The organism is Aquipluma nitroreducens, from assembly GCF_009689585.1.
Taxonomy (GTDB): Bacteria; Bacteroidota; Bacteroidia; order Bacteroidales; family Prolixibacteraceae; genus Aquipluma; species Aquipluma nitroreducens.
In genome coordinates, this window is the sequence record NZ_AP018694.1 from 5,298,003 (window position 1) to 5,319,147 (window position 21,145).

The following is a 21,145-nucleotide window of genomic DNA, read 5'->3' on the forward strand; positions in this document are numbered from 1 at the left end:
GGTTTAATTTGAGTCGAAGATAAATATTCAAAATTGAAAAATGGGAGTGATCTTGTTTTTTCTACAGGATGATTGAAGTTGAAATAGACACAATGACGTGAAGAGACAAATTAGAAATGGTTATAATTCAATTTTAATAGATTCTTTGAGTCTTTGTGGAAAAATAATGTTGTTTTTTCGATGTCATATTCTTTGCACGATTTAATTACTTTTGCTGAAAATTTGAAAATCATGGGAAGAGGCCGGAAAGAAAAGCCGTTGTTGGAAGGTGTTATCATTACCGATATTGGTGCTGAAGGAAAAGCAATCGGACGAGTGAACGATGTGGTGGTGTTTACAACACATGTTATCCCTGGTGATGTGGTTGATTTACAAGTGACTAAAAAGCGGACTAAATTCATGGAAGCGCGCGTTACGAAGGTAATCACTGAATCTCCCGATCGTGTTCCGGCTTTTTGCGAACATTTTGAAGTGTGTGGTGGCTGCAAATGGCAGTTTCTCCCGTACGAAAAACAGCTTTTTTACAAACAAAAGCAAGTTGCCGATCAATTGCGACGCATCGGCCGGGTTGAACTTCCTGAAATTACCCCAATTATGGGTTCAGCAAAAACTACTTTTTACCGCAATAAACTCGAATTTGGTTTTTCTAATAAACGCTGGCTGACCTACGAAGAAATTGGCACAGAAGGCGATGCGATGAATAAAAATGCGCTTGGATTTCATATTCCGGGACTGTTCGATAAAATCATCAACATCAATAAATGCTGGTTGCAGGCTGATCCTTCGAACGCAATCCGCAATTTCATTAAGGACTATGCTGACGAAAATGGCCTTGAATTTTTCGATCGGAAAATTCAGGATGGTTTGCTCCGGAACATTATTGTCCGCAGTTCGACAACCGGTGATTTGATGCTGATTGTTTGCTTCTTCCGCGAAGAAGAGGAAAACCGCATTAGACTGATGGATGCGATAGCTGCTGAATTCCCGCAGATTACTTCGCTGATGTATGTGATCAATGGCAAAGGAAACGACACCATTACCGATCAGGAAATATTGGTTTACAAAGGTAATGATCATATTCTGGAGGAAATGGAAGGTCTGAAATTCAAAATTGGACCCAAAAGTTTTTACCAGACTAATTCAGAACAAGCATACGAACTGTACAAGGTAGCCCGTGAGTTTGCCGGACTGAAAGGCAACGAAGTGGTTTACGATTTATACACCGGAACCGGGACCATCGCCAATTTTATTGCCCGGAATGCTCAAAAAGTAGTTGGTGTCGAGTATGTTCCTGAAGCAATTTTGGATGCGCATGTAAATTCGGAACTAAACGGTATCAGCAATACCAGCTTTTTTGCCGGTGACATGAAGAAAATACTGACGAGCGATTTTATTGCTAAAAATGGCAAGCCCGATGTGATTATTACTGATCCGCCGCGCGCCGGAATGGACGAAGATGTGGTAAAAACCATTCTGGAAGCCGCGCCCGAAAAAGTGGTTTACGTCAGTTGCAACCCGGCAACCCAAGCCCGAGATCTTGCCTTAATGGATGAAATGTATAAAGTAACCCGCATTCAGCCAGTCGATATGTTTCCGCACACGCATCATGTGGAGAATGTGGTGTTGCTTGAGAAGCGCATGCTGTAGCTGAAGACTGAAAAAATGAGGAAAATATTTATTTTTCAGATAGTTGTAGGTTGTCAAATATAATGCGTAGCTTGCGCCCACATTATTTTATCAAAATTATTATGAATAAAGGAACAGTAAAGTTTTTCAATGAATCTAAAGGTTTTGGATTTATTACCGATGGTGAATCAAGAAACGAGTATTTTGTACATGTATCAGGTTTAAACGATCAGATCAGAGAAAATGACGAAGTAACTTTTGATCTCCAGGATGGACGTAAAGGATTAAATGCAGTAAACGTTAGACTAGCCTAGTCTAAACTATATAAGACATTTATTACCAGAGGTTGTTTCGAAAGAAACAGCCTCTTTTTATTTAAAAATCAGTTCAGCGATTTTAAATTTAGCAAAGCCTCCGGAACAAATTGGTGCAGGCTTTTGGTAATTTCGCAATTTTCCAGTTTTTCGCAATTGGCGCAGGTTTCGTAGCCTTTCGAGTTTACACACTTCCTGATTTCACATTCGGCACAATGGGCAAATTTAACCCCGGCTTCACGGCATCCGGTACAGTTGATCATTTCGGGTGTAATGTCGGCACCGAACTGAACTTTCCACTTTTCGGCGGTTTGGGTACGTAGTTTATTGTCATTGGCTAAGGTGGCTATCCGTGCATCGCAACTGGCACAGTCTAATCCGCAGCAAGAAATTAATTTTTCCATAAGTTTTTTGTTTTAAGGTTGTTGCTATTCAAAAGTACAAAAGAATGACGAAAGAATTTTGTCTGAAAAATCTTATAGTATGATATGAAACTATAAATGCGAACGATCATCCTGTTTGGCAATAGGGGGGCGTTTGATCTGATAACTGGTTCATCAGATCAATATTTCCGATTTTATAATCATCCGTTTACTTTCTCCAACGCTTTTTGCACAATCTCCAAATCGCTTGAACCCCGAAATCCGCTAAACCCAACGGAAAGTTTGGTTCCGTCGCGAAGAGTAACCGGTTGCCCACCGAGCCATCCAACCAAATCAGGAAGTTTAATTCCAAACGGCTGCGGATCGATTTGATCAGCAAATACCAATCTTTCGTATTCGTTAGTTTTTATACCTGTAATCCATACCTGGCTGGCTTTTGTCCATGCAATACGAAACGAATCCCGACCTCTAAGTTTGTCGGTTCCAAATATTTTTCCGGAAATCAGGCCATCTTCATCAATGATACAAAGCGAGGCTACACCATTTGCTTTCGCATAATCTTCGGGAATAGCCATGTAAACAGGAACAAGTTCTTCGATGCTTGAGATTAATTTTTCGATTTCCGGATGTGCCATTTTGATGGTTTAAAAGTTTTAAATTGATGCGGGTTGTTAAATTGATGGTTTAAAGTTAAACAATAATCTGTGTTTAATTATCTTTGGAATCTCAACCTAAACCAATATTTCATGAAATCAATCCGATTCATTGGCCTTTCTTTATTGGCACTAATCACTATTCAAACACAAGCTCAGCAAAGTCAGGTCTCCAATTTACAATGCGAATATCTCGTAAATCCAATTGGAATCGACGCAACGACACCTCGCCTGCACTGGCAAATGATTGACAATCGTGAAGGTGCATTGCAATCTGCTTATCAGCTGATTGTTGGAACCGACTCGCTTCAGGTAGCAAATGAAAATGGTAATTGCTGGGATACCGGAAAAGTTTCAGGATCGGAAATGCTGATTTCTTATCAGGGAAAAGCTTTACAGCCATTTACCAAATATTTTTGGAAGGTGGCTTTGTGGGATAACAGCCAGCAAAAGTTAGCTCCATCGGCTGTTGCCAGTTTCGAAACCGGAATGATGAAAATCAGCAATTGGAAAGGCGAGTGGATTTCGGATTCGAAAGATATTGCCCTGAAGCCAGCGCCGTATTTTCGGAAACAGTTTCAACCTTCAGGAAAAGTGAAAAGTGCGCGTGTTTATTTGGCCGCGGCAGGTTTGTACGAGCTTTCAATCAACGGACAGCGCGTGGGCGATCACCGGCTCGACCCGATGTACACTCGTTTCGATCGCCGGACGTTGTATGTGACTTACGATGTCACTTCGCTCATGAATTCGAAAGATGTGGTGATGGGTGTTTTGCTTGGAAACGGTTGGTATAACCACCAATCGACCGCGGTTTGGTATTTCGACCAGGCTCCATGGCGCGACCGCCCCAAATTCTGTCTCGATTTACGAATCACCTATCAGGATGGACACGAAGAAATTATTGCTTCAGGAACCGATTGGAAAACTTCGCTGAGCCCGATTATTTTCAATAGCATTTATACGGCAGAACATCAGGATGCTCGGATTAGTCAGCCCGGTTGGGATAGTGCTGGTTTCGACGATTCGAAATGGAAAAATGCTATTCCAGTCAATGCTCCTTCACAAAATATTGTTTCCCAACAGTTGCAACCGATCCGTTTTGTGGAAGAAATTACTCCGGCAAATGTGAATAAAATAAATGAGCTAAAAACCATATATAATCTGGGGCGGAATATTTCAGGAATTAGCCGCATCAGCGTAAAAGGTGAGAAGGGAACTGAAATCAGATTAATACATGGCGAACGGTTAAATCCGGATGGTTCGGTTGATCAGTCGAACATTAATGTGCATTACCGCCCAACTGACGACAAAGATCCGTTTCAAACAGATATTTGCATTTTAAATGGCGATGGCGTGGAAACGTTCTGGCCTCATTTTAATTACAAAGGTTTTCAGTATTTAGAAGTTGCGAGTGATCGCCCGGTTGAAATCCAAAGCCTGACCGGAATTTTTATGCACAGCGATGTGCCTCCGGTTGGACAGGTGAACAGCTCGAACGAAACCCTGAATAAAATCTGGAAAGCTACCAATGTTTCCTACTTATCGAACTTGTTTGGCTATCCAACCGATTGTCCACAGCGCGAAAAGAACGGTTGGACTGGCGATGCGCACATTGCCAGCGAAACGGGTTTGTATAATTTCGATGGCATAACCATTTACGAAAAATGGTTGGCCGATCACCGCGACGAACAGCAACCCAATGGCGTTTTCCCAGCCATCATTCCGACCAGCGGATGGGGCTATACCTGGGCCAATGGTCCTGACTGGACAAGCACGATTGCCATCATCCCGTGGAACATTTACCTGTTTTACGGCGATTCGAAATTGCTGGCCGATTGTTATCCCAATCTGAAACGATATGTCGATCATATTGCGGACATAAGTCCGAATGGTCTTACTGATTGGGGACTGGGCGATTGGGTGCCAGTAAAATCGGTTACGCCAAAAGAACTGACTTCATCGATTTATTACTATGTGGATGCAACTATTCTGGCCAAAGCCGCCAAACTGTTTGGAAAAGAAGATGATTTCAGGAAATATACAGAACTGGCCACGACGATTTCTTCAGCTATTAATGCCAAGTACCTGAATCCCGAAAGCGGAATGTATGGAACTGGTTTGCAAACCGAATTGAGCGCTCCGCTTTTCTGGGGAATAGTTCCAGAAACCCTGAAATCGAAAGTGGCCGAAAACCTCGCCAATCGGGTAATTGCTGACGGGAAACACATTGATGTAGGCTTGCTTGGCTGTAAAACTATTTTAAATGCGCTGAGCGAAAACGGCTACTCCGATCTGGCATACGAAGTGGCGGCTCAGGAATCATTTCCATCGTGGGGCTGGTGGATTGTAAACGGTGCTACTTCGCTCTACGAAAACTGGCCGATTGATGCTAAAAGTGATATTTCGCTTAACCACATCATGTTTGGCGAAATAGGAGCGTGGTATTACAAAGCTTTAGGCGGAATGAAGCCGGATCAGGAAAACCCAGGGTTTAAAAATGTACTGCTCGAACCGCATTTTGTTAAGGGATTGAATTCGTTTGAAGCCAGTCATGACGGTCCTTACGGAAAGATCCAGTCGAGTTGGAAACGTGTTAAAAATACGATCAATTACCAAGTGGTTGTTCCTGCTAACAGCACAGCAACTTTAAAACTTTCAGGAAAGAGGATAATTCTGGAAGGTAGGGAACTTTCAGTGAGAAATGATCAACAACTCATTCAAAACCTGAAAGCCGGCAAATATGAGTTTAAAATAGTCCAATAGTTTAAATGTAATGTCACGAAGCCGCAAAGAACTTATTTTTTGCGGCTTCGTGCTTTTACCGCGGGTTTATTTCTCCTGAAACTGTACCCGATATTCTGAATCAAACCTGAATATTCCATTTGTTTTTGTTCCGGCATTATCCAGGCTGAATGGCCGGGTTTGTCCTTTTAAAACCAGTTGGGCAACCTGGTTTTCAGTCAATGTTTTACCCTGAAGTTCGAACGGAATGCGAAGTTTGCAGCCTCCTCTGTAATTCGAACATCCCCAGGCTGAGTTGCCTTTCACAATCTCCCCGGTTTTGCACGATGGACAAACCAGCTTCTCCGGTTCAGCTTCAGAAAAACTGATTTTGAAGTCTGAAGTCAATTCCAAAAAGCCATCCACCGAATCGTCTTCCTGCTTGAATCCCTTTATCAGTGCGGTTTTTCCCTTTTCGGCCAGTCGTTTGATTTGAGCATCGGTGAGTTTTTTGCTCCTAAATTCGAAAGGAATAATAAAACGGCAGCCCTCTTTCCAATCGGAGCAACCCCATGCATTCTTGCCTTTTTTCAATGTTCCTTTTTTGCAAGCCGGACAAGTGGTTTCGGTTGGTTCGGCCGGAGCAGCTTTTTCCTTTTTTACCTGAACGACAGGTTCTTCAGGAGCCAGGGCAAACACCTTTCGCGGCGAGCGTTTCACTTGCTCGACCACTTCGGTTACCATTTGCTTCATTTCGTCCATGAAATGAGTCACATCGTACTGTCCGAGTTCGATCAGGCGCAGTTTCTTTTCCCATTGTCCTGTTAACTCGGTTGATTTCAGGAGTTCGTTTTCAATGCTGTCAATCAGGTCGATTCCTGTTTGAGTGGCAACCAACCGTTTGCCTTCTTTTTTCACGTATTTTCGCCGGAAGAGCGTTTCGATAATGTTGGCGCGGGTTGATGGGCGACCGATGCCGTTGTCTTTCATCAGTTCGCGCAACTCTTCATCGTCAACGCTTTTGCCTGCGGTTTCCATGGCACGTAGCAAAGTTGCTTCGGTCAGGTATTTGGGCGGTTGGGTGAATTTTTCGAGCAATCCGGGTTCGTGGGGACCGTGTTCGCCTGTCATAAAAATCGGTAGAAGGTTTTCGTCGCTTTGAACCGGATTTTTCTCATTCATGTAAACGGTGCGCCATCCGGGCGAGAGGATTTGTTTGCCGGTTGCCTTGAAGTCGTGCGAGCCAACTTTGGCTTCAACGGTAGTGTTGGCCACTTTGCAATCAGGATAAAATACCGAAAAAAACCGTTTGGCCACCATGTCAAAAACTTGCTTTTCCGACTGGTTTAAATCGACGCGATATTGTCCGGTTGGGATGATGGCATGGTGATCGGTAATCTTGGCATTGTCGAAAACCTTGTTCGATTTGCGTATTTTGTCCTGAAGTAAAGGCGCTGTCAGTGTTTCGTACCCTTTCAGGTTTTTTAGGATTCCGGGAATCTTTGGATAAATATCGTCCGAAAGATAAGTGGTGTCAACACGCGGATAAGTGGTCAGTTTCTTTTCGTAAAGCGACTGAATGGTTCGAAGCGTCTCTTCAGCGCCCATGCCAAATTTGCGGTTGCAATCGACTTGTAACGATGTTAAATCGAACAATCTCAGTGGCTGTTCAATGCTGTTTTTAGTTTCAATTTTACCAACAACAAGCTCATCTTTACTTATTTCTTCCAGAACCTGCGCCGCATCTTCGCGATTCTGGAAACGACCAGAAGCCGCCGAGAATGTGGCTTCGCGGTATATGGTTTTGATCTCGAAATACGGTTCAGGCTTAAATGCGTCGATTTCCTTTTGCCGGTTGACAATGATGGCAAGGGTAGGGGTTTGTACTCTTCCGATGGACAAAACCTGTTTGTTCTGGCCGTATTTCAGGGTGTAAAGTCGTGTGGCATTCATCCCTAGCAACCAGTCACCGATGGCACGGGCGCTTCCGGCGGCATAGAGATTGTCAAATTTTTTCCCGGACTGTAAATGAGAAAAACCCTCGCGGATGGCTTCTTCGGTGAGCGACGAAATCCAGAGGCGTTTCACTGGAGCTGTGCATTTAGCTTTCGACATGACCCAGCGTTGAATCAATTCTCCTTCCTGACCCGCATCACCGCAGTTGATCACCTCTTCGGCAGCCTGCATCAGTTTTTCGATGGTGGCAAACTGCTTTTTAACGCCATCGTCTTCAATGAGCTTGATCCCGAATTTTTGCGGAATCATTGGCAGTGAACGGAAATTCCATGCTTTCCATTGCGGGGTGTAATCGTTGGGTTCTTTGAGGGTACACAAATGCCCGAATGTCCAGGTCACCTGGTATCCATTTCCTTCAAAATAACCATCGCGACGGCTGGTTGCGCCAATGATCTGAGCAAGTTCTTTGGCCACGCTGGGCTTTTCGGCAATACAAACTTTCATTTTGTGGGTTCCGGGTTCCGAGAGGCGGGTTCCGGGTTTGCTTTAAAATTGGATATTGGTTATAGAATATTGGGCGTTGGATTCTTTTGACTGTTTTACTCATCGGGTGACTCAAAGTCACCCGATGAGTAAACTGTTCAGATATTTATTTTATATCTAACAGTCGGATGCCATTTTCTTCGATCGCGATAAACCTTTTCTTATACAGCGCACCAATAGCTGCCTTGAAATTCTTTTTGCTGATTTTAAAGGTCTTGTAGATTTCTTCAGGTGAGCTTTTATCTGTTAGCGGTAAAAATCCTTTGTTTTTCTGAAGCTCAGCGATGATGCGGTCGACAAATGAACTGATTTTTTCGTATCCTGATTTTTGCAGACAGAGGTCGATTTTGCCATCGGTCCGGATTTTTTTAATAAATCCCTGAACTTTGTCGCCCGGATTTAATGGCTGGAAGACTTCGTTTTTATAGAGGATACCGAAGTGGCTGTTGTCGATAATGGCATTGTATCCCAGGTCGGTTTCGTTCACAATGATGAGGTCAACTTCCTCATCGAGGTCATAGTCAACCGGAATGTTGTCGAGGTATTGCTCAATTTTTGAAGAGGCTGCAATACGTTTGGTATTGGTATCCACATACACATAAACCAGGTATTTTTTGCCTTCTTCCATGGGTTGACGCTGCTCGCGGAACGGAACAAACAAATCTTTGGGCAATCCCCAATTCAGGAAAGCGCCAACAGGAGTAACCGAAACCACCTGAAGCAAGGCAAATTCTTCAACCATGGCCAACGGTTTTTCGGTGGTTGCCACCAAACGGTCTTCGGAGTCAAGGTATATGAATGTTTCAAGCGTATCGCCTGGCATGGTTCCTTCCGGAACATAGCGTTTGGGCATCAGGATTTCGCCCAGATCGCCACCATCGAGGTAAATACCAAAATCTACTTCTTTAACTACCTCTAAATGATTTATTTTTCCTATTTCAGTCATAGTTGTGCCTAGTATTGCATGATTTGTATTGTTTGTCTGGTCATTAGTCAATAGTCATTGGAAGTTTGTAAACTGTGCTTGGCTTTTCGTTTTCTAATGACTCTTTTCTAATGACTAATCTATTCCCATCCTGAAGCCAGAATATCGGCAATATGGATTGGTTTGATCGGTAAATTATTTTTCAGAATGTATCCTTCCAGGTTCATAATACACGACGATTCGGTTGAAATGATGTATTCTGCTCCGGTTTTCAGGGCATTTTCTACTTTCTGTTCGGTCATGGCCGATGAAATGGCTGTGAATTTTGCAGAGAAAGTTCCACCAAATCCGCAGCAGGTTTCGGTATCTTCCATTTCAACCAGTTCCAATCCTTTCACCTTCGAGAGCAAAAGGCGTGGTTCCTGTCGGATTCCGTATTCGCGTAAAGCTGTGCAGGCATCGTGATAACAAACTTTATGCGGAAATTCGGCGCCAAAATCGGTGAACTTTAAATGATTCACCAAATAATCGGTTAGCTCAAACAAATTCCGATTTAGTCGCTGGTAATCTTCAAAGCCAGCCTGACCTGTTTTAAACAAATCGGGATAATAATTTTTGATAAATCCGGTACACGAGGCCGAAGGACTTACAATGTGCCGGTCATTCGGGAAATCGAGGATGAATTTTTTAGCCAGTGTCTTGGTTTCGTCCCAGTAGCCGCTGTTAAAAGCTGGTTGTCCGCAGCATGTTTGCTCCGGATTGTAGTTTACTTCCAGTCCGGCTTTCCGGAGGATTTTAACCACATTAAACGCCGTGTCAGGATAAATTTGATCGATAAAACACGGTATAAAAAGATCGACAGCCATATCTGTTTGAATTTGGGTTCAAGTTACCAAAGACTTTCCTTAAAACAAAAAAGCTGCCCGAAAGAGCAGCTTTGCACGGGAGGAGCGACTCGAACGCCCGACACCTGGTTTTGGAGACCAGTGCTCTACCAACTGAGCTACACCCGTATCCGTTTTGCGAGTGCAAATATAATAATTAGTTTTTCACAACCTAGAGAAAATAACACTCCCGGCATAAAAAATATACCCGATTTCAAGCTTTTCGAAGGCAAATGGAGTCTGACTTTTTCATAATCAACCCGATAAAGTGATTCCTGTTTCCTAAAAAATTGTCAACGATAAAACCACGAATAAAAAAAATGCCATTTGGAACATTCCAAATGGCAACTAAAGTGTGAATAATCCTTGTTGGCGGTTCGACGTTATTTGTTCAATTAGTTTATTACTGCATTTATTTTCTCCCAAAGTGCATTATCAAAACCTGATACAGCAAAATTTGAATTTGTTGGGTCAGACGCATCTCCCATTCTTATTACCACCATTTTTTTACTTGGGATTACATAAATTCGTTGGTCGTTTGCACCCATTGCAGCATACATATCCACTGGTGCATTTGGTACTAAAAAGCCTTGATAAACTGCTTGCTCGTTAGGAATCATAAAATTTGTTTTTCCGTTTAACCACCATAAGTATCCATATGAAGGATTAATATTTTGTGAAGTAGTTATACTCTCATTAAAAAATGATTCATTTACTATCTGTTCGTTATTCCATTTTCCCTTATTCAATGCTAAAAGTCCAAATCTTGCCATACTTTTTGTAGTGCTGTGGTAAATGGTGAAAATTAATCCAAAATTCCAATATCCATCCATTCCTATTTTACTCTTTAATTTTTCATTGAAATAGGTTTCAAATGGTTTGCCACTTGCATTAGCAACTACATCAGTTAATTTTTGGAAAATATTACTATAAGCCCATCTAGTCCCAGCATCAGCCACATAAGTCAGATTCGGTTTTATAACCAATTGTTTTGTGTCATCATTGCCTGAAGTCATTGTTAGCAAATGTTTTACGGTAATTAGGTTTTCTTTAGGCAATGGCATACTCGTCCATTCTGCCCCCAAATAATCAGATGCTTTATTATTAATGTTCAATAAATTCTCTTGTTGAGCAATTCCTGTTATTGTGGCTACTAAGGTTTTACCAGCACTATTCCATTCCCAGGTATTGGTTGCTGTGTGACCATTGAAATACTCTTCCATTACAATTCTACCATTGACAAGAATCATAAAAGATTTTGTGTTTTTTTGAATAAGAAAATCTTTCAATGGTTGAATAGCGTTTTGATTCCAGCCCAAACTCGAAAGAGATTTGGTTTCCCAGATAGAACCTGTATTGGAAGGGAAATACATAGATTCTGTTGGTGTTGGTTGGATTTCATCGTCATTTTTACTGCAACTTACAATTGATAAGAAAAGCAGTAAATAGAGTGTCAAATTTCGCATATATTAAATTTATTATTGGACCTATAATTTGTCAAAAAAGTTAAACTACATTTTAGCTTTATTTACAAAGTGTCGCACTTACAATGACCGCCTAGCGGATTCTGATTTCTTTGGTTTTATCGCCAATGGTTAGTGTAGCTTTGTTGTCGCATTCACCATTTCCGAAGTCGATGGCCCAGCTTTTGTCGTTACTGGAAGTAAATAAAACGATTCCACTTACGATATGGTGACAGGCAGTCTTAAAAACCAGTGGATTTTCTGCCGTAACGATTTTGGTTACTTTAACTTCTGAAACCCTTGTAAATTCAACTGTCCCCCAGCTTACTACCTGGTTATCTTCACGGTTTGCCAAGATGTTACGCTGGTATTGGCGGGTTAGGTTTGCCACCCGGGTCGCTTTTCCTTCTCCGTCGGGAAAAGTAATGCTGATATTCTCCTTGATTACTGCGGTGCGGATGTTGTTTTCCTGATCTTTCGAAATGGTTTTGGTTACGCTTCCTTCCATCTTTTTACCGTCAACAAAGTAATTGTCGAATGATTTGTCCCTGACTGACGGGAAAGTTGTAAATGAAGTAGAAGTCACGATGATTTTTCCTGAACGGATTTTTCCGTCTTTCCCGGTGCAGGCAGTTCCAAAATCGATGGTCATAACCTGTGGTGGTGCTGTTTTGTTGACAGTAATTACCGGACAATCGCTAAGATAAAACGAACCCTCTGTACTGGCAGATTTGAGTGAACCGAAGTTCAGGTCCAGAGCTTCGTCAACCATAAGATCAACATCTGCAACCATTTCTTCAGCTTGTGTTTCCTGCTGACTTAATTGAATCTCATCAAAAACTGCAGCAACTTCATCTTTTTGGCATGAATGGAATGCCAGATACATCAGGCTTAAAGCGAAAATCATTTTTAATCGTTTCATACGTGAATAATTTGTTTGTTTAATTGTCGTATGGAACTCGCATGTCGATATTTTCATATTAATGTAAGTATTTTACATGCTCGTTTCATAAGGCAAAATTTTTAGAAATTAATTGATATACCCTTAAGAAGCGGTTGTCATTGAAAAGTTAAATTGGAAGATGTTTTTTTTCTGAGAAAAGGAAAAATACATTTTCTGAAAATAATCTGGTGGTGGATTTAACTTTCAGCTACTTTTAACATCTAAAGCGTAAACCGGTCATTCCTGAATCTGATTAATGAACGAAACGTCTGACGCATATTTGTTTTCCCTGATCAAAAACCCTGCTTCGAAAGATAAAGTCTTTTTGCAACTGATGGATACCTATAAAAAGCCACTTTACTGGCATATCCGGAGGTTGGTGGTATCGCACGAAGATGCGGAAGATATTTTGCAGGAAACGTTTATTAATGTTTACCGCTTTGCCGATTCGTTTAAAGGCGAAAGCAAAGTGTTTACCTGGCTGTACCGCATTGCAACCAACGAATGCACCAAACATTTCAGGAAAAATAAAAACTGGCTGAAAAATGCGGAGTTGATTACCGACAAAATGATGAGTGATCTTTCCGGAAATGATTCTGACGACAGCGAAGCCATGCTGATAAAGTTTCAGCAGGCAATACTGAAACTTCCGGACAAACAACGGATGGTTTTTAACCTGCGGTATTACGAAGAACTAAGCTACGAGGAAATCAGCCAGATTCTTGATTCTTCGGTGAATACGCTGAAAACGAATTATCATTATGCTTCTGAAAAAATCAGGCAATGTTTGATTGAACAAGCTTAACAATGAACAAAGACACCAACGATATGAAGCAATTGGATGAATTTCCAGGAATAGGTAAAAAATTACCTTTCCGTGAGCCTGTCGGATTTTTTGAGAGGTTTTCGGAAAAAACACTTCAGCAGGCAAAATTAAGGGAACAAAATCGCAAAAGAAGTTTGGTTCTTTGGCGCACTGTGGCGGTGGCCGCATCCGTTTCTGCCTTAGCGTTGCTTGGTTATTTTATGTTTGAAACGGAATTGGCGGAATCTCCCCAGATTGTTCAGGAAAAACAACCGGTTGAACAACCGTTAATTAAAGAACCGGAAATTGCAAAACAACCTGAAATCGGGACCGAAATCAAGAAAAAGGCTACTGAAAAAGTGCCGGAGAAGTTTGTAGCAGAAGAAAAGGACACGGAGGAGATAGGCGATCTTTTAGCCGACCTGTCTGACGAAGAATTGCTGCAATTGGCCGCGATGTACAAAACTGATCCTTTTATGAGCGAATCAGAACAATAACTGTTAAAATTAATCGAGATGAAATGAGCATGATTCTCGGAAACATCAACAGTAATGAATGTTTCCTATCATGCGAATTCCATTCGGCAACTAAAAAACAAATTAAAGACGAATGAAAACGATACTATCAACCTTACTTTTAGTTTTTACGCTGTGCATTAGTTTTAGTGCTGAATCGCAGAATGCTGATCGTTTTCCCAGACTTCGGGAACGCATTGCTCAGGCCAAATTGCGAGAAATCAGGCTTCAGTTGAAGCTCGATCAGACTACTTTTGAGCAGTTTCGCCCCATTTATCTGAAATATGAACAAGAAATTTCGGGGATCGATTTTCGGAACCTGGCCCGGTTAATGAAAGTAAATGCTGACAGTTTATCGGCCGAAGATGCTGATCAGTTGATTGTTAGTCAATTGGAAACTTCGAAGAAACTAATTCATATCCGTGAAAAATATTATAAAGAATTTAGAACGGTACTTGCACCGCAACAAATCATTAAACTTTACCAAACGGAGGCTGAATTGCGCAAAAAAGTGCTTCAGGAGATAAAAAAGAGGATGATAAGCCGGTAAATTGCTACTTTAGTCGTATCAATTCACTAGTCCTGAAATTATGTCCAAGCCCAATTCTCCCGGCATCGAAAAGAATATGATTATTATTTTTGGTGTCACGCTCATCGCCGTTATGGGAATTGCCAGTATTACCCCGGCTTTTCCCGGAATTATTAAATATTTCGGCATTTCGACCCAGCAAGTGGGCTGGCTGATTGCAGCTTTCACGCTTCCCGGTATATTTTTAACTCCCGTTTCCGGAATTCTGGCCGATCGTTTGGGGCGTAAACTCGTGCTGGTTCCTTCGCTTTTTATTTTCGGGATAGCCGGTTTTCTCTGTTCTTTTATGCGCGATTTTCATTCGCTGCTGGCCCTTTTATTTATTGAAGGAATTGGCGCTGCCGGACTTTCGAGCATCAACATTACCCTGATCGGCGATTTATATTCAGGCGAAAAGCGAACGGCGCTGATGGGCTACAATGCCAGTATTTTAAGTATCGGAACTGCAGCTTATCCGGCTTTGGGTGGATTTATTGCAGCTTTTGGCTGGCACTACATTTTTTATCTTCCGCTGCTTGCTCTTCCGTTGGGCATCTTCGTCATTTTTGGACTGAATAATCCTGAACCGAAAGATCATCAGGGTATTGGTGAGTATTTTCGCCGGATTTGGAAAAATATCAATCAGCGCAGTGTCTGGGGACTTTTTCTGGTCAATATGCTGGTGTTTGTTTTGCTTTACGGTTCCTACCTGACCTATTTCCCGATTTTACTTTCCGAGCGGTTACAGGCATCGTCTGTTCGTATTGGCCTGATGATGTCAATTATGTCGCTTGTTACAGCAACTACTTCTTCGCAATTGGGGCGTATCAACAAACGGTTTCAGTCTAAGACAATTCTTTTATTTGGAGCAAGTTTCTATTTTCTTTCCATGCTTTCGTTGCTGATTAGCCAGAGTTGGATTCAGATTGTTGTTTCGGTGATTGTCTTCGGACTTGGTCATGGCTTGCTGGTTCCTTCCATTCAAAATTTACTGGTCGGTTTTACTTCGATTAAAGAACGTGCTGCATTTATGTCAGTCAATAGCATGGTTCTGCGGATTGGTCAAACCATTGGCCCTTTGCTGATAGGCATTTTCTATGCCATAGGAAACCTACAGGCTTCGTTTATTGCCGGAGCGGTTGTGGCGATGATGATGTTTGGCGTGATCGCCGGGTTAGTGAAGACTTCGAACAATTAAGATTGTTTTATAACCGGAGTTTAAATCGATACTATTATTAAAACGGAAAAAGCAAATACCTCGTCCGAAGTATTTGCTTTTCAGTTATATAGATCTTTCGAAATCTTATTCGAGATACGTGTAGCCGTAAAGACCTGAGCGGTAGTTTGATAAAAACTCTTTTCCTTCTTCGGCGGTAATGATTCCTGATTTGACAGATGAAGTCACCCAGGTTTCAACTGTGCGGACCAGCTTCTTGGCGTTGTACTGAACGTAGTCCAATACTTCGGCAACGGTTTCACCATCGATAATCTGATCGATGCTATATCCTTTGTTATCGACCGAAATATGTACGGCATTGGTGTCGCCAAACAGGTTGTGCAAATCGCCTAAAATTTCCTGATAAGCGCCAACCAGAAATACGCCCATGTAGTAAGGCTCTTTGGCTTTCAACGAGTGAACGGGCAAATAATAGGAGAAATTCCGGGTTGAGATAAAATTGTCAATCTTTCCGTCCGAGTCGCAGGTAATGTCCTGGATGGTTGCCGAGCGATCTGGTTTTTCATCGAGTCTTTGAATCGGTATAATCGGGAAAATCTGATCGATGGCCCATGAGTCAGGTAACGACTGGAACAATGAAAAATTGCAAAAATATTTATCTGACAACATTTTTGGCAAATAGGTAAGCTCTTCTGGAACATGTTTTAATTCGCCTGTCATCTGATGGATTTCTTTAGCAATTGACCAGAACAGACGTTCAATTTGTGCACGGGTTTTTAGGTCGAGCATACCAAGACTGAATAAATCAAGCGCTTCTTCCCTGATTTGCTGTGCATCGTGCCAGCTTTCAAGCATGCGCGACTGGTTAATTTGTTCCCAGAGTGAAAATAATTCTTTCACCAATTCATGGTCATCTTCCTGAGGCTCTTCTTCTTCCCTCATTGTAGGCACGCTTGCAGTTTCAAGAACTTCAAAGACCAATACGGAATGGTGGGCTGTAAGCGACCGGCCTGATTCAGTAATAATATTTGGATGGGGAATTTCGTTTTTATCGCTGGCGTCGACCACGGTAGCAATGGCATCATTTACATATTCCTGAATACTGTAATTCACGCTGCTTTCGCTGCTCGATGATCGGGTTCCGTCGTAATCCACTCCCAAACCACCTCCAATATCCACGAATTCAACCTTGAATCCTTTCATCCGAAGTTGTACGTAAAACTGAGAAGCTTCGCGCATCGCAATTTTAATGCGCCGTATTTTAGTGACCTGACTACCGATGTGAAAATGCACCAGTTTCAGGCAATCCTGCATTTCTTTTTTCTCCAGAATATCAAGGGCTTCGAGCAATTCACTTGAAGTTAGACCAAACTTGCTGGCATCGCCGCCAGAGTCTTCCCATTTGCCACTTCCTGAACTGGCCAGCTTAATGCGAATGCCTAGGTTCGGCTTAACTTTCAATCGGTTGGCGGTTTTGATGATCAACTTTAATTCATTGAGTTTCTCAACAACCAGGTAAATGCGGCGTCCCATTTTTTGAGCCAGCAGAGCCAGTTCGATGTAACTTTCGTCTTTGTACCCGTTACAGATAATCAGCGAATCGTTATCGGTATTGATGGCGATTACAGCATGTAATTCAGGCTTGGATCCTGCTTCCAGACCGATGTTGAATTTTTTCCCATGTCCCACAATTTCTTCAACAACGGGACGCATCTGGTTAACCTTAATCGGGTATATAATAAAGTTTTGAGCTTTGTAATTATACTCTTCGGCAGCTGTTTTAAAGCAACTCGCCATTTTTTCAATCCGGTTGTCCAGAATGTCGGGGAAACGCAGCAGCATAGGGGCCGAAACGTCGCGAAGCTGAAGTTCTTCAACCAATTCGTGCAGGTCGACCTGAATTCCGTCTTTTTTCGGAGTTACAGTTACATGACCTTTTTCGTTGATGGAAAAAAAGTTGATACCCCACCCATTGATGTTGTAGAGTTCAGCAGAGTCTTCGATGCGCCATTTTCTCATTAAGGAAAAGTTAATTATTTGTTTATACTCTATTATTATTGTTTAAAAAGACATTTTACTCCTGATTTCGCGTGAAAAACCCGAATCTGGAAATTTCGATTAGATAAAGTAGGTTTGGTTCACAGGATTAATGAAATATGATGAATCATCAAATTCTGCTGTAAACCGCGCCAGTTCTAATCGACCAAAGGTTTTTCAAACGCGGTAAATGTAATAAAATATTGAAAGTGATTTAGTTTTTTTTGTAGGCCTGAATACGAGAACACAAATTAATCTGCAATCAATTACTTCGCCCCGTTGCTTTTGCCTTTTAGCTTGATTTTAAAACATTTGCATGCTGTGCAGGTGTTTGTAGCGACCATTCAGTTTAATCAATTCGTCATGAGTTCCACGTTCGATGATTTCTCCTTCGTGGAATACGCAAATCAGATCGGCATTGCGAACAGTTGATAAGCGGTGGGCAATAACCACTGAAGTACGGTTTTTCATCAGATTTTCCAACGCATCCTGAACCAGACGTTCCGATTCGGTATCGAGGGCTGAAGTGGCTTCATCCAAGATCAGTACAGGTGGATTTTTCAGGATCGCACGGGCGATGCTCAAACGTTGCCGTTGTCCGCCTGAAAGTTTACTTCCCCGGTCACCAATTACCGTGTCGTAACCATGTTCTGTCTCTATAATGAAGTCGTGCGCATTGGCCACTTTAGCGGCCGCAATTACTTCAGGCATTGAAGCATTATCAACTCCAAAAGCGATATTGTTGAAAATGGTATCGTTGAACAAAATAGCTTCCTGATTCACATTTCCCATCAGATCGCGTAAATCGTGAAGTTTCAGATCACGGAGATCAGCACCGTCAATCAGAATCTGTCCTTCATTCACATCGTAGAATCGGGGAAGAAGGTCAACAAAAGTGGTTTTACCACTTCCGGATTGACCAACCAACGCAATTGTTTTTCCTTTCGGAATTGTGAGTGAAACATTGTTTAACACCACTTTATCATCGTAGGCGAAAGTAACATTCCGATATTCGATGGAATCTTTCAACGTACTAACCGATTTTGCATCCGTAGCTTGAGGAATAGTAACATCGGCATAAAGGATTTTGTCGATTCGGTCCATCGAGGCTAACCCTTTCTGAATGCTATAAAGTGCTGTGGTGAATGCTTTTGCAGGGTTGATGATCTGGTAGAAAATGGCCAGATAGGCGATGAATTCGGTACCAGTCAATTCGCTGTTGTTGCTTAAAATTAAAGTTCCGCCATACCAAACAACGATAATAATTACCACGGTTCCAAGTAATTCGCTCAGCGGATGAGCCAGTTCGCGGCGTCGCATCAGTCGGTTCATGATTGATTTGTAATCATGAAGTTCTGAGCTAAAGCGGGCATTCATTTTCTTTTCGGCATTGAACGCTTTAATGATCCGCAGTCCGCCTAGAGTTTCTTCAACAACTGTAAGTATTTCGCCCATTTTGTCCTGACCTTCGCGCGATACCTTTTTCAACGATTTTCCAACACGACCAATAATATAACCAGCAACTGGCAAAACGATAAAGATAAAAAGTGTCATTCGTGGGCTCATAACCAGCATCGAGGCAAGCAATACGATGATGATAATCGGATTTTTCAGGAACATATCCAGCGACGACATGATCGAGTTTTCCACTTCGGTAACATCGCCTGTTATGCGCGAAATAATGTCACCTTTTCGTTCTTCAGAAAAGAAAGGAAGAGCCAGCTTAAGCATTTTCTGGTAAATCTGTTCACGCATATCTTTCACCACTCCATTCCGGATGTAAATAGCCTCATAAGCTCCCAGGTAATAAAAGCCAACTTTCAGTAATGTGGCAATAATAACAAAAGCGCCAATCAGCAAAAGTGTAAGACCAGCTCCATTCTCGTCTTTAAATATGGTAATGTAATAATACAAGTTGTGCTTTACTGCATCCAGATTCATTGCCCAGGGCATCATGTCGTATACATTCTTTTTCTGATCGAAAAGGATGTCCAGGATTGGGATCATCATGGTCACTGAAAAAACAGTGAACAAAGCTGAAAGCAAATTGAACAGGAAATTGAGAATTAACTGTTTTTTATAGGGTGGAATGAACCGCTTTAAAATCTTGAAAAAATCCCTCATGGGTGTAAATATTCAGTAGAGATACTTGTGTGTAAAACTTTAAATAATAACGATTTATTGTGCTAGAAGATCCCGGTATAATTTTGTGGCGTAATCTTCTTTAATTCGGTCTTCAGCGCATCAGTAATTTCAAGCGAATCGATAAATTCATGAATCACTTTCTGGTCGATTTTTCGATTGACGCGGGTCAGATTGCGTAGCGCTTCGTATGGATTTGGGTAGCCTTCGCGGCGAAGAATGGTTTGAATGGCTTCTGCAACAACTGGCCAGTTCTTTTCCAGATCGGCATTGATGGCATCCGTATTAATCAGCAGTTTATTCAGCCCGCGCATGGTTGAGTTGATCGAAATCAGCGAATGGGCAAATGGGACGCCAATATTGCGTAATACTGTCGAATCGGTGAGGTCGCGCTGCAAACGTGAAACAGGTAGTTTCGCCGACAGATGTTCAAAAATGGCATTAGCCAAACCGATATTTCCTTCCGAGTTTTCGAAGTCGATTGGGTTTACTTTGTGCGGCATAGCTGATGAACCCACTTCGCCCGCTTTAATTTTTTGCTTGAAGTACTCCATCGAAACATAGGTCCACATGTCGCGGTTCAAATCCATGATGATGTTGTTGATGCGCTTCATGGCATCGAAAATGGCAGCATGATTGTCGTAATTGGCAATCTGTGTGGTGTACTGCGAACGTTCGAGACCCAGGTATTTTTTCAGGAAATGGTTCCCGAATGCTTTCCAGCTAATTTCAGGATAAGCGATATGGTGCGCATTAAAATTCCCGGTAGCGCCACCAAATTTGGCATCGCACGAAATGTCTTTTAACTGATCTAACTGGCCTTTCAGACGTTCCGAAAATACGCGGATTTCCTTACCCAAATTGGTTGGAGAAGCCGGTTGACCATGCGTTTTGGCCAGCATCGGAATATTTTTCCACTCATCAGCCATTTCGTCGAGTTTGTCGACTAAATCGTTGATCGATGGGTAATACTCGTTATCCAATGCATCCTGAATTGATTTTGGAACGGCTGTGTTGTTGATGTCCTGCGAAGTCAATCCGAAATGGATAAACTCTTTATATGCCCGAATATTCAGCTTGTCGAATTCTTCTTTCAGGAAATACTCAACAGCTTTAACGTCATGGTTGGTTACTTTTTCGATGTCTTTAATGCGTTGGGCATCTTCCAGCGAAAAGTTAGCTACTATTTTGCGGAGCGATTCAAACTGACTTTTATCGAATGAAGCCAATTGAGGCAATGGCAGTTCGCAAAGTGCAATAAAGTATTCAACTTCAACCAGTACGCGGTATTTGATTAAAGCGAATTCAGAAAAATAGAGCTGAAGATTTTCAACTTTTGAACGGTAACGGCCATCAATAGGCGATATAGCAGTGAGTAAGCTTAATTCCATGTTTTCATTTTATTTTCGCGGCGTAAAGGTATGAAAATTTGTGATTGGGTAGAAGTGATCGTTTTGTTCATGGGATAATTCAAAGTTTTAGGAAGAGAG

General features: G+C 41.9%; 17 protein-coding genes and 1 tRNA gene. 7 read left to right on the top strand and 11 right to left on the bottom strand.

The features are described from left to right. The first annotated feature begins 180 nt into the window (after positions 1-180). Both rlmD and AQPE_RS22140 read left to right on the top strand, forming a co-directional pair. Entirely contained in the window at positions 181-1,647 is a 1,467-nt protein-coding gene (rlmD, locus tag AQPE_RS22135) for a 23S rRNA (uracil(1939)-C(5))-methyltransferase RlmD (protein WP_318348660.1), read from the top strand. Positions 1,648-1,709: 62 nt separating this feature from the next. Continuing rightward, entirely contained in the window at positions 1,710-1,940 is a 231-nt protein-coding gene (locus AQPE_RS22140) for a cold-shock protein (RefSeq protein WP_404800991.1), read from the top strand. 68 nt (positions 1,941-2,008) lie between these two features. Here the strand turns inward: AQPE_RS22140 and AQPE_RS22145 are convergent, their stop codons facing one another. Both AQPE_RS22145 and AQPE_RS22150 read right to left on the bottom strand, forming a co-directional pair. Further along, complete coding sequence (locus tag AQPE_RS22145; RefSeq protein WP_318348661.1) at positions 2,009-2,344, bottom strand: DUF3795 domain-containing protein; 336 nt, start codon at positions 2,342-2,344, stop codon at positions 2,009-2,011. 179 nt (positions 2,345-2,523) lie between these two features. Continuing rightward, a complete protein-coding gene (locus tag AQPE_RS22150) occupies positions 2,524-2,958 on the bottom strand; it encodes a hypothetical protein (protein ID WP_318348662.1) in 435 nt (144 codons plus the stop codon). 111 nt (positions 2,959-3,069) lie between these two features. Here AQPE_RS22150 and AQPE_RS22155 point away from each other — a divergent pair, with 111 nt between their 5' ends. Continuing rightward, a complete protein-coding gene (locus AQPE_RS22155) occupies positions 3,070-5,739 on the top strand; it encodes an alpha-L-rhamnosidase (protein WP_318348663.1) in 2,670 nt (889 codons plus the stop codon). 66 nt (positions 5,740-5,805) lie between these two features. Here the strand turns inward: AQPE_RS22155 and AQPE_RS22160 are convergent, their stop codons facing one another. The 6 genes from AQPE_RS22160 to AQPE_RS22185 form a co-directional block, all read right to left on the bottom strand. Beyond that, positions 5,806-8,157 carry a DNA topoisomerase 3 gene (locus tag AQPE_RS22160; RefSeq protein ID WP_318348664.1) on the bottom strand — a complete coding sequence of 784 codons (2,352 nt, stop codon included), beginning with the start codon at positions 8,155-8,157 and terminating at the stop codon, positions 5,806-5,808. A 145-nt stretch (positions 8,158-8,302) separates the two neighbouring features. After that, positions 8,303-9,142, bottom strand: a complete 840-nt coding sequence (locus AQPE_RS22165; protein ID WP_318348665.1) for a CvfB family protein — start codon at positions 9,140-9,142, stop codon at positions 8,303-8,305. Positions 9,143-9,261: 119 nt separating this feature from the next. Further along, positions 9,262-9,987, bottom strand: a complete 726-nt coding sequence (locus AQPE_RS22170) for a (Fe-S)-binding protein (protein ID WP_318348666.1) — start codon at positions 9,985-9,987, stop codon at positions 9,262-9,264. Between the two features lie 74 nt (positions 9,988-10,061). After that, positions 10,062-10,134, bottom strand: a tRNA-Trp gene (locus AQPE_RS22175). 266 nt (positions 10,135-10,400) lie between these two features. Beyond that, positions 10,401-11,471: a serine hydrolase domain-containing protein gene (locus AQPE_RS22180; RefSeq protein ID WP_318348667.1), complete on the bottom strand. Its 1,071-nt coding sequence runs from the start codon at positions 11,469-11,471 to the stop codon at positions 10,401-10,403. 91 nt (positions 11,472-11,562) lie between these two features. Beyond that, positions 11,563-12,390 (bottom strand): hypothetical protein, encoded by an 828-nt coding sequence (locus AQPE_RS22185; RefSeq protein WP_318348668.1) that lies wholly within the window; start codon positions 12,388-12,390, stop codon positions 11,563-11,565. Positions 12,391-12,667: 277 nt separating this feature from the next. On the opposite strand from AQPE_RS22185, the gene AQPE_RS22190 reads away from it, so the two are divergent. From AQPE_RS22190 to AQPE_RS22205, 4 genes are all read left to right on the top strand, one after another. Next, positions 12,668-13,216 (top strand): RNA polymerase sigma factor, encoded by a 549-nt coding sequence (locus AQPE_RS22190; protein ID WP_318348669.1) that lies wholly within the window; start codon positions 12,668-12,670, stop codon positions 13,214-13,216. 23 nt (positions 13,217-13,239) lie between these two features. Continuing rightward, positions 13,240-13,713 carry a hypothetical protein gene (locus AQPE_RS22195; protein WP_318348670.1) on the top strand — a complete coding sequence of 158 codons (474 nt, stop codon included), beginning with the start codon at positions 13,240-13,242 and terminating at the stop codon, positions 13,711-13,713. Positions 13,714-13,825: 112 nt separating this feature from the next. Then, entirely contained in the window at positions 13,826-14,281 is a 456-nt protein-coding gene (locus AQPE_RS22200) for a hypothetical protein (RefSeq protein ID WP_318348671.1), read from the top strand. A gap of 40 nt (positions 14,282-14,321) precedes the next feature. Beyond that, a complete protein-coding gene (locus AQPE_RS22205; RefSeq protein WP_318348672.1) occupies positions 14,322-15,497 on the top strand; it encodes an MFS transporter in 1,176 nt (391 codons plus the stop codon). A 105-nt stretch (positions 15,498-15,602) separates the two neighbouring features. Here the strand turns inward: AQPE_RS22205 and speA are convergent, their stop codons facing one another. The 3 genes from speA to purB all read right to left on the bottom strand — a co-directional run bounded on the left by speA (position 15,603) and on the right by purB (position 21,046). Next, complete coding sequence (gene speA / locus AQPE_RS22210) at positions 15,603-17,495, bottom strand: biosynthetic arginine decarboxylase (RefSeq protein WP_318348673.1); 1,893 nt, start codon at positions 17,493-17,495, stop codon at positions 15,603-15,605. Between the two features lie 321 nt (positions 17,496-17,816). Beyond that, on the bottom strand, positions 17,817-19,637 hold the full coding sequence (locus AQPE_RS22215) for an ABC transporter ATP-binding protein (protein ID WP_318348674.1): 1,821 nt from the start codon (positions 19,635-19,637) through the stop codon (positions 17,817-17,819). A gap of 62 nt (positions 19,638-19,699) precedes the next feature. Then, positions 19,700-21,046 (bottom strand): adenylosuccinate lyase, encoded by a 1,347-nt coding sequence (purB, locus tag AQPE_RS22220; RefSeq protein ID WP_318348675.1) that lies wholly within the window; start codon positions 21,044-21,046, stop codon positions 19,700-19,702. Positions 21,047-21,145: the final 99 nt, after the last annotated feature.